Genomic DNA, 14,019 nt, shown 5'->3' on the forward strand with positions numbered 1-14,019 from the left:
GCCGAATGCCTACGGGACTTCTGCAACGGTACACTAGCGCTGCCCGCCGGCGTCCGGCGCGAACTCCGACGGATCGACGAATTCCTCCACGACGATCATGATGTTGGCGAGAGCCGTGCCTTCGTTCACCACCACCGCGGCGCGCGTCGAGGGAGTGTCCCCCAGTCCGAGCGCGTCGGCGGTGAGGTAGGGAACGTAGATCATGAGGTGCGGCTTCCACGCGCCCACGTTACGGCCGTCGTCGGAGATCAACACCTGCCCGGACGACATCATGTAGGTCATGACGGGCCGGCTCGGCAGTCGCAGCTCGCCGGAGCGGATGCCGCTGTCGACCGCCGCCTGCACGTCGTCCTCGGATCGCCCCTCCTCGCGCAGGCGCGCCTCGAGTAGCCGGACCTGAAGGATCGTCTCGCTGCCCTCGCGGTCGAAGCATTGGGGCTCGAAGGATGTCACGCGGGAACGGTCCACGAAACAGGTGACCCCGTTGGCGCCCTCGTGGCCGACCTCGTATCCGATGCCGGGTCGGTAGACGAGCACCGTGGCTTCGGCGGACACCGCCGGCGGCGCCGCCGAGCGCGCGAGCGAGATCTCTTCGGCGTCGGGCAAGACGATGCGTTCGCCCGTCCGGTCGACCGCGGCGTCGCTCGTTTGGGTCAGCGCGGCGCCCGGCGCCACGGCGAGCAGGACGATCACGAGCGTCGACAGTCTAAGCATGCTACGCCTCCGGTTGGTCGTCGTAGGGGTCTCTGACACCCCCTATTGACGATCCGGACCCGAAGGGTTGCATCGACTCCCTCCACCCGCACCCGCGCTGCTCCAGAGCCTCCGCGGGCAGGGGTCTACGGCGCGGTAATCTGCTCGTATGTCTCCGGCCGGCGGTCGCGGAAGAACTGCCACACGTTGCGGACCTCGCGGATCTGGTCCAGGTCGAGCTCGGCGGTGATGAGCTCGGTCCGGTCCCGGGACGCCTCCGCCACGAACTGGCCGCGCGGATCGCAGAAGTAGCTTTGGCCGTAGAACTCACCGATCCGCCACGGATCCTCGACCCCGACGCGGTTGATCGCCCCGACGAAGTACGCGTTGGCCACCGCGTGGGCGGGCTGCTCCAGCTTCCACAGATACTCCGACAGGCCGGCGACCGTCGCCGATGGATTGAAGACGATTTCCGCGCCGTTCAGTCCGAGTTCACGCGCGCCCTCCGGGAAGTGCCGATCGTAGCAGATGTAGACGCCGACCTTGCCGTAGCGCGTGTCGAACACCGGGTAGCCCAGGTTGCCGGGGCGAAAATAGAACTTCTCCCAGAACCCCGGAGCCGTGTGCGGGATGTGGTTCTTGCGGTACTTGCCGAGGTAGGTCCCGTCCGCGTCGATCACGGCGGCGGTGTTGTAGTACACCCCGGTCGTGTCCTCTTCGTAGAGCGGGACGACGATCACCATTTCGTGCTTCCTGGCGATCTCCTTCATGAGCTCGGTGGTGGGGCCATCCGGGATCTTCTCGGTCGCCTCGTACCAACGCGTGCTCTGCTCGGCGCAGAAGTAGGGCCCCGTGAAGATCTCCTGCATGCACAGGATCTGGACGCCTTCGGCCGCCGCCTGATCGATCAGGCCCATGTGCTTCTCGAGGTTGGCCTCCCTGATCACCTCCAGGGACTCGCTGGTAGCGCAGGCGTGGGTGGCCTGGATCAGGCCGCATTTCACTATACGTGGCATGTCAGTCGGTGCTCGATTCGATGGTCGATGTGCCGCCGCCGGACGCCGCCGGCACGACGAAGGAGAACAGCAAATAAAGTACGAAGCTCAACGCGAACGTCACGAACCACGCGTACGTGTAGAGCGTGTCCGTCAGCACCGGTGTCGCCACGACCCCGCCCGGCACGGAAGCCGCTCGCATGAAGCCTGGCAGCACCGGTGCGACCGCCAGCGCAAACGCGAACAAGGCGCGCAGGTTGAAACCGCCCAGGTATCGATAGCGCCCGTTCGTCCGGAACAGGTCCGCCACGGAGAGTCGCTGGCCGCGCAGCACCCAGTAGTCCGCGATCAGGATCCCGCCGAGCGCCCCCATCAGGCTCGAGTACCCGATCAGCCAGGTGAAGATGTAGGCGGCGGCGTCCGAATACAGCCGCCAGGGCATGATCATGATGCCGATGACGGCGGTGATCAGCCCGCCCGTGACGAAGCTGATGCGACGCGGCGCCAGGTTCGAGAAATCGTTTGCCGGCGACACCACGTTGGCCGCCATGTTGGTCGAGATCTGCGCGATCACGATGATCAGCGCCCCCCCGATGATGACCGCCGGCGAGCCGATCCGCGCGATCAGTTCCACCGGATCCCAGATGGGTTCTCCGAACACCACCATCGTTGCCGCCGTTACGGCCACCCCGATGAAGGCGAAGGCGGTCATGGTCGTGGGGAGTCCCAACGCCTGTCCCCACATCTGGGAGCGCTGGCTCCGCGCGTAGCGAGTGAAGTCCGGGATGTTCAGGCTGAGCGTGGCCCAATAGCCCACCGACGCGGTCAAGCCGGCAGGGAACACCGCCCAGAAATTGCTCACGTCGCCCCCGAGCCGCTCGGATTGGCGCAGCATGCTGCCCAGGCCTCCGCCCGAGCGGATGGCCCAAACCAGCAGCACGATGCCGCCCGCAAGCAGCAGCGGGGCGGCGAAGCTCTCCAGCACCTTCACGCCCTCAGTGCCTCGCAGGATGATCAGCACCTGAATCAGCCAGAAGACACCAAAGGCGATCCAGGTCGCCCCGGGCACGTCCGCCCAGGCCGGCCAAGCGGCCGTCAGCAGCGCGCTCAGCGCGAGGCCGCCTATCCACGTCTGAATCCCGAACCAACCGCACGCCACGGCGGCCCGGAGTAGCGCCGCGACGTTGGCGCCGTAGACCCCGAAGCTCGCCCGGCACATGACAGGGAAAGAAATCCCGTACTTGGTGCCGGCGTGCGCGTTGAGCATCATCGGAATCAGCACGATGGTGTTGCCCAGCAGGATGGTCCCAAGCGCCTGCCACCAGGTCATCCCCTGCTGCATCAACCCCGACGCGAGCGTGTACGTGGTGATGACCACGCTCATGCCGATCCACAGGGCGGCGATGTTGTAGGTCGACCACGTACGCGCGTGCGGCGGCGTGGGGGCGAGATCCGGGTTCCAGAGGGGACTCTCCTCCAGGCCCGCGGGCACGTCCTCCAGATCCGGCGTGTGCGGCACGGCGACGGAGCGGATTGCGCTCACACGCCGAGCGACTGGGTCGACCTGGGCAGCCACCTGCCTCGTCCTGCTTCTCCAACCACCGCGTAGTCGTCGACGATCACCTCTCCCCGGGACAGCGTGGTCCGCGCGAACCCCGCCAGGTCCCAGCCCTCGTAGGGCGACCAGTCGGCGTTTGTCTCCAGCGACTCCGGGTCCACCGTCAGACGCTTGTCCGGGTGGATGATCGCCAGGTCAGCGTCCAGCCCCACGGCGATCGCGCCCTTGCGGTCGCCCAGGCCCATGATGCGAGCCGGCGCCGTGGACAGCTTGCGGCACATGTCCTCGATCGACATGCGCCCGCCCAGCACGCCGTGCGTGTAGGTCAGCGGTAGCAGAGTCTCCAGACCGGGCATGCCCATGGGGATCTGCGTGAAGTCGCCCTCCCACATCGCTTTCTGCTCGCGCGTGAACGTGCACGTGTCCGTGGAGATCACCGAGACCTCGCCGTCGCGCAGCCCGCGCCACAGCCGCTCGGAGTCTTCCGGCTTCTTGAGCTGCGGACAGCACGCGAACAGGTGGCCGTCCTCGCGCCCGAACACCGAGTCATCCAGGACCAGATACTGGACGCAGGTTTCGGCGAGCACGGGCACGCCGCGCGCCTGCGCGGACTTGATGATGTCGGTGCCCTCGCCCGTCGACATGTGGACGATGTAGAGCTTGCCGCCCGTGGCCTCGCTCCAGGCGACCGCGCGCTGGATGGCCTCCGCCTCGATGAAGTTCGGCCGCGTCATGCCGTGCAGGCGCGCGCCGTACTCGGCCATCAGCTCGGGTGTGTGATGGCGCGCGATGAGCTCGTCCAGCACCCGTGAGGACTCGGCGTGCACGAGCAGCATGGCGCCCAGGTCCTTCATCTTCTCCAGCGTGGCGAAGAGCGCCCGGTCGTCGGACTGCCAGCCCTCGGACTCGTATATCATGAACTCCTTGAAGGTGGGAAAACCGCGCTCCACCACCTCATCGATCTGGTCCCTGTGCTCGTCCCAACGCGTGATGCAGACGTGGAAGGTGTAGTCGATGAGCGACTTCCCCTCGGCCTTGGCCAGCCAGTTGTCCACCGCGTCGGAGAGCGTGTCTCCGGCGAACGGAATGGCGAAGTCGATCACGGTAGTCACGCCTCCGCGCGCGCCCGCACGCGAGCCGGTGCGGTAGTCGTCGGAGGACACGGTGCCGCAGAAAGGCAGCTCCAGGTGCACGTGCACGTCCAGCGCGCCGGGGATGACGTAGTGGCCGCCTGCGTCGACCACCTGGGCGCCGTTCGCGCTCAGGTCCGGCGCTATGGCGGCGATCTTTTCGCCCTCTATCCCCACGTCCGCGTCAACGACGCCTTTCGGGGTGACCACCTTGCCGCCCTTGATCACGCGCGTGTAGCTCATCTGAATCGCTCCTGACCGCCGCTCACCCGTTGCCCGCCGCCGCGAAGGCGTCGTCCAGCACCGCCAGCGTGAAGTCGACGTCGTCGGCCGTTATGCACATGGGCGGCTTGATCCTCAGCACGTTGCCGTGGAACCCGCCCTTCCCGATCAGCACGCCGCGTTCCCTCGTGTACTCCAGGACCTCAGCGGTGGCCCGCTTCGCGGGCTCCTTCGTGGCGCGGTCTCTCACCAGCTCGACGCCCAGCATCAGCCCCAGGCCGCGCACATCTCCGATCAGCGAGTGCCGCGTAGCCAGTACTTCCAGCCCGCTCTTCAGCCGCGCGCCCAGGACGCGGCAGTTCTCCTGCAGGCCGTCTTCGTCGATCGCGTCCAGCACCGCCAGTCCTGCCGCCATGGACACGGGATTGCCGCCGTACGTGTTGAAATGGATGCGCTGGGTGAGCGCCGACGCGATTTCGGCCGTGGTCGTGACCGCCGCGATCGGCGCGCCGTTCCCCAGCCCCTTCGCCATGGTGACGATGTCCGGCGTGACACCGAAGTTCTGGAAGCCCCAGTAGTACTCGCCCGTGCGCCCGAACCCGGTCTGCACCTCATCGGCCACGCACAAGCCGCCGTGTTCGCGGACCACCGCGAAGGCCTCGGCCAGGTAGTTCGGCGGGCCCAGCGTGGCGCCGCCCACGCCCTGTATCGGCTCTGCGATGAAGGCGGCGATCTGGCCCGGCGTCGAGTACCGGATCAGCTCGCGGATGTCCTCGGCGCTGCGCCGTGCGATCTCTTCGGGGGAGCCGGCGAACGGGTTGCGATACGGGTCGGGGCACAGCGCGTGGTGAACGCGGGTGTTCTGCGGCACCGGGTACTTCCACGTGCTGTGCGAAGTGAGCCCGAGCGCGGCCGGCGAGGTGCCGTGGTAGGCGTTCCTCAGCGCGACGACATCGGTGTTGCCGGTGTGCAGGCGAGCCATCGTGATCGCCAGGTCGTTCGCCTCGCTGCCGCTGTTCACGAAATACGTGACGTCCAACCCCGCCGGCATCTTCGACGCCAGCTTCTTGGCCAGCAGCGGCAGGTTGGGGTGCAGATAGATGGTGGTCGCGTGCTGCAGCGTCTCCACCTGCTCGGCGACCGCACGCGTGATCTTGGGGTGCGCGTGGCCGCACGACACCGTCACGATGCCCGCGATCATGTCCAGGTAGCGCCGGCCGGTCTCATCGAAGAGCCACTGCATCCAGCCCTCGACGATCATGATCGGCTCGGCGTAGAGCGTGAACACCGCTGGATTCACGTACCGCCGGCGATCAGCCAACACCTCGTCACGAGACGGGCCCGCGTAAGGGCGCGGCTCGTGATCGCACGCGGGCATGGCGGGCGCCACGCGGGTGGCCGCCTCAGGCATGCGCGGCCTCCTCGGCGGGATCCGCGTAGCCCTCTTCGGCGCCGTTGCCGCCGCGGTAGTCTGCGTCGTCTGGCCGCCGGATGTCCGACTGCGCCACGATCCTATCGCGCCGGATGCCGCGGAAGTCCTCGACCGACGTCCAGCCGTCCTCCGCGTGCGCCTCGAGGAACTCGACCAGGCCATCGTTCAGCCGCTGGATCACGTTGGGGCCGATGGCGCGGTCGAGCATCGCGGCGGTGCAAACCTGCACGGTGCCGCAGCCGAGCAGGAAGTAGTTCAGCGCCTGCCTGAAGTCCGACACGCCGCCGATGCCCGAGTATTCGCCGGCGGGGTGCGCCAGCGCGATCTTCGCCATGTTCGCCAGGGACATGGGCAGAATCGCCGGCCCGCCCAGGCCGCCGCTGGACACCATGCCGTCCACGTTGATCTCGAACTCGAGCGTGTCCGCGTCCACCATCGGCAGCGACGGGAAGGTGTTCGAAGACACGACCGCAGCGGCCCCTCCGCGGAAGCACGCGCCGGCCTCCGCGGCGATGTCGTCGGTGGAGGGCGTCAGCTTGCACCAGACCGGGACCCGGGCGACCTCCACCACGGCCTCCGTCACGTACGAGCACAGCTCGGGCTCCTGGCCGATGTTGGACCCCATGTCCTTCCGGTCCATGTGCGGACAGGAGAAGTTCAGCTCCAGCGCGTCGGCGCCGGCGTCCTGACAGCCCTGGGCGAGCGTCTGCCAGGCGCGCAGCTCCTCTTGGCTGCCGGAGCCGGCCATGATCGAAGCGACCAGCACCTTCTCGGGGCGCTCCGCCTTGATCATCTCGATGCGCGGGATCCACCAGTCCAGCGGCTTGTCGGAGATCAGCTCCCAGTTCCACGACGAGTGCAGCGCCGCGCCCGGCGACTTCTTCATCGTGATGAAATTGCTGTCGGGATCGGTGCGCAGAAACTTGGTGCGCGCGCCGTGGACGTTGACCACGGGGTGCAGGCCGATCGTCTTGACGACCACGCCACCCCAGCCCGCGTCGAACGCGCGCAGGATGTTCTTCTCCGATTCCGTCGGCGGCGCCGAGGAAAGCAGGAACGGGTTCTCGAAACGGATCCCCGTAAACGTGACGCTCGTATCGATGCTCATCAGGACATCCAGTTGATGCCGGCTTCCTCGTTCCACTTGGTCGTGGTCTTCTTGTTCTGCGTCCAGAGCTCCAGCGAGCCGCGCCCGGTGATGTCGCCCACGCCGAACTTGGACTCGTTCCAGCCGCCGAAGCTGAAGGGCTCGCGCGGTACCGGCACGCCCACGTTGACGCCCACCATGCCCGCGCTCACGCGCTCGGTGACGTAGCGCGCCATGCCGCCGCTCTCAGTGTAGACGGAGGACGCGTTGCCGTAGGGCGAGCCGTTCTCTATGCGAATGGCGTCATCGGCGTCGGCTGCGCGCACGATCGACAGCACCGGCCCGAACACCTCCTCGCGCGCGATGCGCATGTCCGCCGTGACCCGGTCGATGACTGTGGGGCCCACCCAGAAACCGTCCTCGTGGCCGTCGACGGCGGCGCCGCGTCCGTCCAGCAGCACCTGGGCGCCCGCGGCCTCGGCCTCGTCTATGTAGCCGACGATGCGGTCGCGCGCGGCGGCCGACACCACCGGACCCACGTCGCGCCCCGGCACGATCGCTCGCGCCGCCTGCACCACGCGCGGGATCACCGCATCGGCGTCCGACACCGCCACCATTACGGACGCCGCCATGCAGCGCTGGCCCGCGCAGCCGGACATCGACGCGGCGACGTTGTCGGCGGTCATGTCCGGGTTGGCGTCCGGCAGCACGATGAGGTGGTTCTTGGCGCCTCCCAGGGCGAGCACGCGCTTCAGGTTGGCCGACGCGCGACGGTAGACGATCTTCGCCACGCGCGTGGACCCCACGAAGCTGATGGCGGAGATGTCGGGGTGGTCGCAGATCGCCTCCACCGCCTCGGTGCCCCCGTGCACGACGTTGAAGACGCCGGTCGGCAGCCCGGCCTCCGCCAGGAGCTCGGCGATCCGGTTGGCGCTGATGGGAACCAGCTCGGACGGCTTGAGCACCATGCAGTTGCCCAGCATGAGCGCGTTGGGAAGCGTCCAGTTGGGCACCATGTTGGGGAAGTTGAACGGCGTGATGGACGCCACCACCCCGACCGGCTGGCGCTCGATGCGGCACTCGACGCCGCGGCTCACCTCCATGACCTCGCCGGCGACGATCTGGGGCAGCGAGCACGCGAACTCGGTGAGCTCGATCGACTTGAGCACTTCGGCCGTCGCCTCGGAGGCCACCTTGCCGTTCTCCTCGGCGACCAGCGCCGCCAGCTCATCCAGATTCTGTTCGATGAGCGCGCGATACCGATAGAAGATCTGGGCGCGCTCCTTGATCGGCGTCGACGACCACTCCCCGAACGCGGCGCGAGCGGCCTGGACGGCCGCGTCGACCTCGGGCGCCTCCGACATGCCCACGCGCGCTATGACGACGCCCCGGGAGGGGTCGAAAACGTCCAGCGCTTCGGCGCCGCCGGGCGCGTTCTCACCGGCGATGAAGTTCGGGACGTCGGCGTATTTCAATGACTCCAGTGTCGCTGTGCTCATCGGACATCTACCTGCGTGTCGAGGCGAGGGCGATCGGACTCCGGCGCGCGGCCTGCCGGCTGCGCCGGCGCAGTCTTGGAGAACGCGGCCGCACGTGGCCCGCCGCGCGAGACTCTGCCAGGAAAGGGGATCATTGGAAACGATGCGGCAAGGCGGATCGGGGTGTCAAGGCGCGGCCGGGGAAGGTGCCTTGACTCAGGCGCCTCGACAGGCTCACGTCCACGCGGGTGCGAGACCGATGCATCCATGACCGTCGGCGGCCCCGCGGCGACTCAGGAGCGCTGGGCGGGCGTCGACCCCAGGAGGAGGACGTTATGCGTAGATGGACCGCAGTGCTCGCGGCGGCAGCCGTGCTTGCTGTACCAGCGACGACGGTCGCACAGGAGATGGCGGATCACGACGCCGAGGCGAAGGCGGCGGTCGAGGCCGGGTCGCAGATGTGGGTTGAAGCGTTCAACGCGAGCGACGCCGCGGCGCTCACCGCGCTGTACGCCGACGACGCGACGTTGATGGCGCCCGGCGCACCGGCGGCGACGGGGCACGAAGCCATCCACGCTACGTTCGTGGCGGCCCTCGAGGCTGCGCCGGGCTTCGCGGCAAGCGTGGAAGCGAAATCCGTTCACGTGATGGGCGACATGGCCGTCGAGGTAGGTGGCTGGGTCATGACCGACGCCGACGGAGGGCACGCCGATCACGGCTCCTACATGGCCGTGTGGCGCAACGTCGACGGCGAGTGGAAGTTCGCTTACGACATGTGGAACAGCAGCATGCCGGCGTCGGACGACGACATGTAGCCCTCCAACTCCTACGGGGCGCCGGTCAGGTCCGCGGCGGGCGCCCTGTCGAGGTTCATTCGAGGGCCCGCCTGACCGTCACATCGACCGTGGGGGGCGCGGGGTCCGGCGACGGTTCGAAGGTGGGCACGGGCAAAACCCCCACGAGCGCGATCTCGTAACCGTCGAGGCGCGCGACGCGGGGATCCAACCGGGTGTGCAGACGGAGCTCCGTTTCTCCATCGCCCAGCGCGAGGTCCAGCGCCACCTCCGCGTCCCCCTCCCACACGCACGCGCCGTTGCCGGGTTCGACCGGACACCGTGAGTCGGCCACCAACCTGTCGAAACGCACCACCAAGCCGGCCTCGCCGAAACGCGCGGCCTCGCCGATGCCCAGGCGCACGGTGTCGCCCACTTCGGCCTCCACGTCGAACCTGACGTCGGCTGTGGGCTCCGCGCCACCTTCCGGTCCCGTCGGGACAGCCCCTGCGCATGCGGCCAACGCGCCGAAGGTGACCGCGACGGCCGCTGGTCCGATCGGGGATAGGATGTCGTTCACCGCCGTCCTTCCTGCTTCACGGTGTCTGCCGGTCGATCAGCGCTCCACGCGCCGGCCGGCCCGGTCTACTCATAGGACGCTTGAGCGCGGATTTTTCTTGCGCCGACTATTCGGTCGCCGGGACGGCCTCGCCCGGTCCCGGGCGCAGGTGCTCGGTCAGGAACCGGGTCATGAGCGAGTACAGATGCAAGCGCGTGTTTCGCCCCTCGAAGATCCCGTGCGTCCTGTTCGGATAGACCATCACGTCGAAGGGCTTGTTCGCCCCGATCAACGCGTTGATCAGCCGCTCCGTCCCCTGATAGTGGACGTTGTCGTCGCCCGTTCCGTGCACCAGCAGGAGGTCCCCCTCCAGTTGCCCGGCCCAGGTGAGCGGGCTCGACTCCTCGTAGTCCTCGGGGTTGTCCTGCGGGAGCCCCATGTAGCGCTCCTGATAGATCGTGTCGTAGAGCCGCACGTCGGGGACGGGAGCCACCGAGATACCCACGTCGAACACGTCCGGGTAGCGGAAGAGCGCGTTCAGCGTCTGCGAGCCGCCGCCCGACCAGCCCCAGATGCCCACCCGGTCCTCGTCCACGTAGGGCCACGCGGTGATCGCCCGCGTGCCCGCGGCTATGTCTCGCGACGTGAGCGTGCCGATCTTCCGGTAGATGGCTTTGCGCCACTCGCTGCCCTTGGGCGCCGGGGTGCCGCGCGGATCGATGCTGGCGACCAGGTAGCCGCGTTGAGTGAGCATCAGGTGCCACAGGTAGTTGCTGCCGCCCCAAGAGTCGGTGACCCTCTGGCCGGCGGGCTCCCCGTACACGTACAGCAGCATAGGGTACTCCCGAGCCGGGTCGAAGTCGGTGGGCTTCATGATCCAGCCGTCCAACTCCACGCCGTCGGCGTCGACGGTGAAGAACTCTACCTCACCGCGGTCCAGGGCGCTCACCGCCGCCTTCTGGGAGGCGTTGTCGACCAGCGTTCGCTGGGTCGCGTGCTCCGGCAGTCGCACCAGTCGGGTCTCGCCGGGCGCCCCGAAGGAGCTGCCCGAGTGCAGCGCCCAGCCGCCGTTCGGGGAGACGTCGTAGCCGTTCCAGCCGGGGGCGCCAGGGGGAGTGAGCCGCTCCGGAGCGCCGCCCTCGAGTGGCACGCGATACAGCGCGCGGCGCGTCGCGTTTTCGGGGGAGGCGATGTAATAGACGTGCGCGTCGGTGATGCGCTGCACGCTGATCACGTCCTCCCCGGCCGGGGTCAGGGCACGCGGATCGCCGCCATCCCGGGCGATCCGCCAGAGCCTCCGCCAGCCGTCGTGCTCGCTCGCCCACAGGAAGGAACGCCCCTCGTCCAGCCAGTGCAGCACGTTGACCGCGGCCCTGACGTTGATCCAGCCGTCGTCGTCCGTCTCCCCGTAGATCGAACGCACCGCACCGGAGGCCGCGTCGCCCAGATAGATCGTCAGGGTCTGCTGAAGGCGATCCAGGTGCTGCATGACGATCTCGTCCGAACTCGCCGCCCAGTCCATGCGCGCGATGTAGTTGTTGCGGGGATCGCCGGGGACGTCCATCCACACCGGCTCGCCGCCATCCGCCGCCACCACGCCGACGCGCGCGGCGGAGTTGGTCTCACCCGCCTTGGGATACTGAATGGGGGTGACGTAGGAATAGAGCGAATCGGTGTAGTTGATGAGCAGGAAATCGCGCACGCCCTCCGCATCCAGCTGCCAGAACGCGACACGCTGGCCGTCGGGGCTCCAGCGCCAGCCGTCCCGGTTGCCGAATTCCTCCTCGTAGACCCAGTCGAAGGTGCCGTTGATGATCGTGCGCGAGCCGTCATCGGTAAGCCGCGTCGTGCGCCCGCTTTCGACCTCCTCCACGTACAGGTCGTTCTGGTCGTAACGCACGTAGCCCACGCGCCTCCCGTCGGGCGAGAACTTGGCGAACATCAGCGTCGACTCGGGGGCGTCTCCGCCCAACCGGCGGAGCGAGCCGGTCCGGCGGTCCAGGACCCAGTAGTCGCCGCGGGTATTGGCGCGCCACACGCGCGCAGTATTGGTGAATATCAGCAGACGACTCTGGTCGGCGGACCAGTCGTAGTCGCGCACTCCGAGCGGCTCCGATCCCTCCGCGGGGACGAGCTCACCGGCGGGCACCAGCACGGTGCGTTCGCCGCTTGCCGCGTCGTAGCGGACGATGTCCACGCCGCCCTCGACGTCCTCGGATTCCTCGACGCGAGTGTAGGCGTCGCCCGCGGGCGTCCACTCCGTGGGGCCGAGCCCCGCGCCGGCGAAGTCCCGGCTGCCCCAGATCCGCTCGACCGTCACGAGCGCGGGGTCGGCTGCGTCCTGAGCGGACAGCGCCAGGGGAAAAGCGAGGAGCGCGGCGAGAATCAGAATCGGCATGTGTCGACTGGGTCGCGGGGCATGTGTTCGTCGGTGATGGGACACCGCCGACGACCGTACCGCTGCGCATGATAAGGAGGGCTCCGACTCTTGCCCACCCGGCCCGCGCGGTGTGCTTGCGACAAATTAGCAAGTTCGCTAAGTACGTAACAATGGAAGAACACGAACGCCTGCTGTCCGCGCTCGCGTGCGACAAGAGACTCCTGGTGCTGGAGTGGCTGAAGGACCCCACCAAGCACTTCCCGCCGCAGGTCGACGGAGACCTGGAGCGGGACGGCGTGTGCTCGGTGTTTCTGGCGGAGAAGCTCGGCGTAAGCCAGCCGACTACATCGCGCCATATGAAGCTGCTCGTGGACGCGGGCCTGGTCCGGCCCACACGGATCAAGCAGTGGACGTTCTACCGAAGAAACCCGGAAGGAATCGCGCGCGCGCGCGGACTGATCAAAGAGGTTCTATGACCGAATCAACTCTCGCACTCGGTACCCGCGCCATCCACGCCGGCGCACCGGACGAGCGCGCGGCGGGGGCGGTGGTGACCCCCATCTACCAATCGAGCACCTACGAGTACCACGGCGAGTCGTACCACGACGTGGGCTACATCCGCCTCAGCACGACTCCAAACCACAACGTGCTGGGCGAGCGCATTGCCTCGCTGGAGGGGGCGGAGGCGGGGCTGGTGACGGGCAGCGGCATGGCCGCGATCTCGGCCGTGCTGCTCACCACCTTGGCGGCCGGAGACCACCTCCTCACGCAGGACGTCCTGTACGGCGGCACGAACGGGTTGTTCGACAACGCGCTCACGCCGCTCGGGATTTCGCGAACCGTCATCGACCCCCAGCGGCCCGACACGTGGGCCGACGCGCTGCGTCCGAAGACCAAGGCGTTCTACGTGGAGACGCTGAGCAACCCGTTGGTCCAGCTCGCCGATCTGGAGGCCGTGGTGGCGTTCGCACGCGAGCACGGCCTCGTCACGGTGATCGACAACACGTTCGCGAGCCCCGTGAACTTCCGGCCTGCGGAGCACGGCTTCGATCTGACGATCGAGAGCTGCACGAAGTATATGAACGGCCACAACGACATTGTCGCCGGGTCGGTCGTGGGCTCGGCCGGGCGTGTACGCGCGATCAAGATGACGCTCGACCACCTGGGAGGATCGCTGGACCCGCACGCGTGTTTCCTGCTCGAGCGCGGCCTGAAGACGCTGCCCGTGCGGGTCAGGCATCAGAACGATTCGGCCGCGCGCATTGCGGCCCGTCTGGAAGCCCACCCGGAAGTGGCGACAGTCCAGCATCCCAGCCTGGCCAGCCATCCTCAACACGAGCGCGCCGGCCGCCTCCTTGACGGTTTCGGCGGCATGATGGCGTTCTCGTTGCGCGGCGGCGTGGCGGCCGCCGAGGGGCTACTCGCCGAGACCCGACTCGTCGCGCACGCGCCCAGTCTCGGCGGAGTGGATACGCTCGCGGTCAGGCCCCACGCCGCGGTTCACTCCGGCCTGAGCGAGGAACAGCGCGCGCACGCCGGGATCGACCCGGGCCTGATCCGCTTCTCGGTGGGCCTCGAGGACCCCGAGGACCTGATCGCGGACCTGGAGCAGGCACTAGCAGGTCGCTGAAAAAGGGGAGTGCGGCCGCGAGCAGGGGGCTTGCGGGCGTCCAGGGCAGGAACGACGAGGAGGCATAGCCTAAGCTATGGCG

The 14,019-nt window shown here is 68.0% G+C and carries 12 protein-coding genes; 3 read left to right on the forward strand and 9 right to left on the reverse strand.

Annotated elements, in window-relative coordinates:
- Nucleotides 1-33: 33 nt before the first annotated feature.
- The 7 genes from ABFS34_13125 to ABFS34_13155 all read right to left on the reverse strand — a co-directional run bounded on the left by ABFS34_13125 (nucleotide 34) and on the right by ABFS34_13155 (nucleotide 8,616).
- Nucleotides 34-714: a hypothetical protein gene (locus tag ABFS34_13125; protein ID MEN8376382.1), complete on the reverse strand. Its 681-nt coding sequence runs from the start codon at nucleotides 712-714 to the stop codon at nucleotides 34-36.
- Nucleotides 715-839: 125 nt separating this feature from the next.
- Nucleotides 840-1,709, reverse strand: a complete 870-nt coding sequence (locus ABFS34_13130; protein MEN8376383.1) for a nitrilase-related carbon-nitrogen hydrolase — start codon at nucleotides 1,707-1,709, stop codon at nucleotides 840-842.
- Nucleotide 1,710: 1 nt separating this feature from the next.
- Nucleotides 1,711-3,231: an NCS1 family nucleobase:cation symporter-1 gene (locus ABFS34_13135; GenBank protein MEN8376384.1), complete on the reverse strand. Its 1,521-nt coding sequence runs from the start codon at nucleotides 3,229-3,231 to the stop codon at nucleotides 1,711-1,713.
- Complete coding sequence (hydA, locus tag ABFS34_13140) at nucleotides 3,228-4,619, reverse strand: dihydropyrimidinase (protein ID MEN8376385.1); 1,392 nt, start codon at nucleotides 4,617-4,619, stop codon at nucleotides 3,228-3,230. Before hydA ends, ABFS34_13135 begins: the two co-directional genes overlap by 4 nt.
- A gap of 22 nt (nucleotides 4,620-4,641) precedes the next feature.
- A complete protein-coding gene (locus ABFS34_13145) occupies nucleotides 4,642-6,009 on the reverse strand; it encodes an aspartate aminotransferase family protein (protein ID MEN8376386.1) in 1,368 nt (455 codons plus the stop codon).
- Nucleotides 6,002-7,138 carry an NAD-dependent dihydropyrimidine dehydrogenase subunit PreA gene (locus tag ABFS34_13150; protein MEN8376387.1) on the reverse strand — a complete coding sequence of 379 codons (1,137 nt, stop codon included), beginning with the start codon at nucleotides 7,136-7,138 and terminating at the stop codon, nucleotides 6,002-6,004. Before ABFS34_13150 ends, ABFS34_13145 begins: the two co-directional genes overlap by 8 nt.
- A complete protein-coding gene (locus ABFS34_13155; protein MEN8376388.1) occupies nucleotides 7,138-8,616 on the reverse strand; it encodes a CoA-acylating methylmalonate-semialdehyde dehydrogenase in 1,479 nt (492 codons plus the stop codon). The genes ABFS34_13150 and ABFS34_13155 overlap by 1 nt, the downstream gene beginning before the upstream one ends.
- Nucleotides 8,617-8,930: 314 nt before the next feature.
- Between ABFS34_13155 and ABFS34_13160 the strand changes: the two genes are divergently transcribed.
- Entirely contained in the window at nucleotides 8,931-9,410 is a 480-nt protein-coding gene (locus ABFS34_13160) for a nuclear transport factor 2 family protein (GenBank protein MEN8376389.1), read from the forward strand.
- A 55-nt stretch (nucleotides 9,411-9,465) separates the two neighbouring features.
- Here ABFS34_13160 and ABFS34_13165 read toward each other — a convergent pair whose 3' ends face one another.
- Together ABFS34_13165 and ABFS34_13170 are read right to left on the reverse strand one after the other, a co-directional pair.
- Nucleotides 9,466-9,948 carry a hypothetical protein gene (locus ABFS34_13165; protein MEN8376390.1) on the reverse strand — a complete coding sequence of 161 codons (483 nt, stop codon included), beginning with the start codon at nucleotides 9,946-9,948 and terminating at the stop codon, nucleotides 9,466-9,468.
- Between the two features lie 106 nt (nucleotides 9,949-10,054).
- Nucleotides 10,055-12,325, reverse strand: coding sequence for a S9 family peptidase (locus ABFS34_13170; protein MEN8376391.1), 2,271 nt, complete (start codon nucleotides 12,323-12,325; stop codon nucleotides 10,055-10,057).
- A 152-nt stretch (nucleotides 12,326-12,477) separates the two neighbouring features.
- On the opposite strand from ABFS34_13170, the gene ABFS34_13175 reads away from it, so the two are divergent.
- Together ABFS34_13175 and ABFS34_13180 are read left to right on the forward strand one after the other, a co-directional pair.
- Nucleotides 12,478-12,783: a helix-turn-helix domain-containing protein gene (locus ABFS34_13175; GenBank protein ID MEN8376392.1), complete on the forward strand. Its 306-nt coding sequence runs from the start codon at nucleotides 12,478-12,480 to the stop codon at nucleotides 12,781-12,783.
- Nucleotides 12,780-13,937, forward strand: coding sequence for an aminotransferase class I/II-fold pyridoxal phosphate-dependent enzyme (locus tag ABFS34_13180; protein MEN8376393.1), 1,158 nt, complete (start codon nucleotides 12,780-12,782; stop codon nucleotides 13,935-13,937). The genes ABFS34_13175 and ABFS34_13180 overlap by 4 nt, the downstream gene beginning before the upstream one ends.
- Nucleotides 13,938-14,019: the final 82 nt, after the last annotated feature.

The sequence above is a fragment of the Gemmatimonadota bacterium genome, from assembly GCA_039715185.1.
Classification (GTDB): domain Bacteria; phylum Gemmatimonadota; class Gemmatimonadetes; order Longimicrobiales; family RSA9; genus DATHRK01.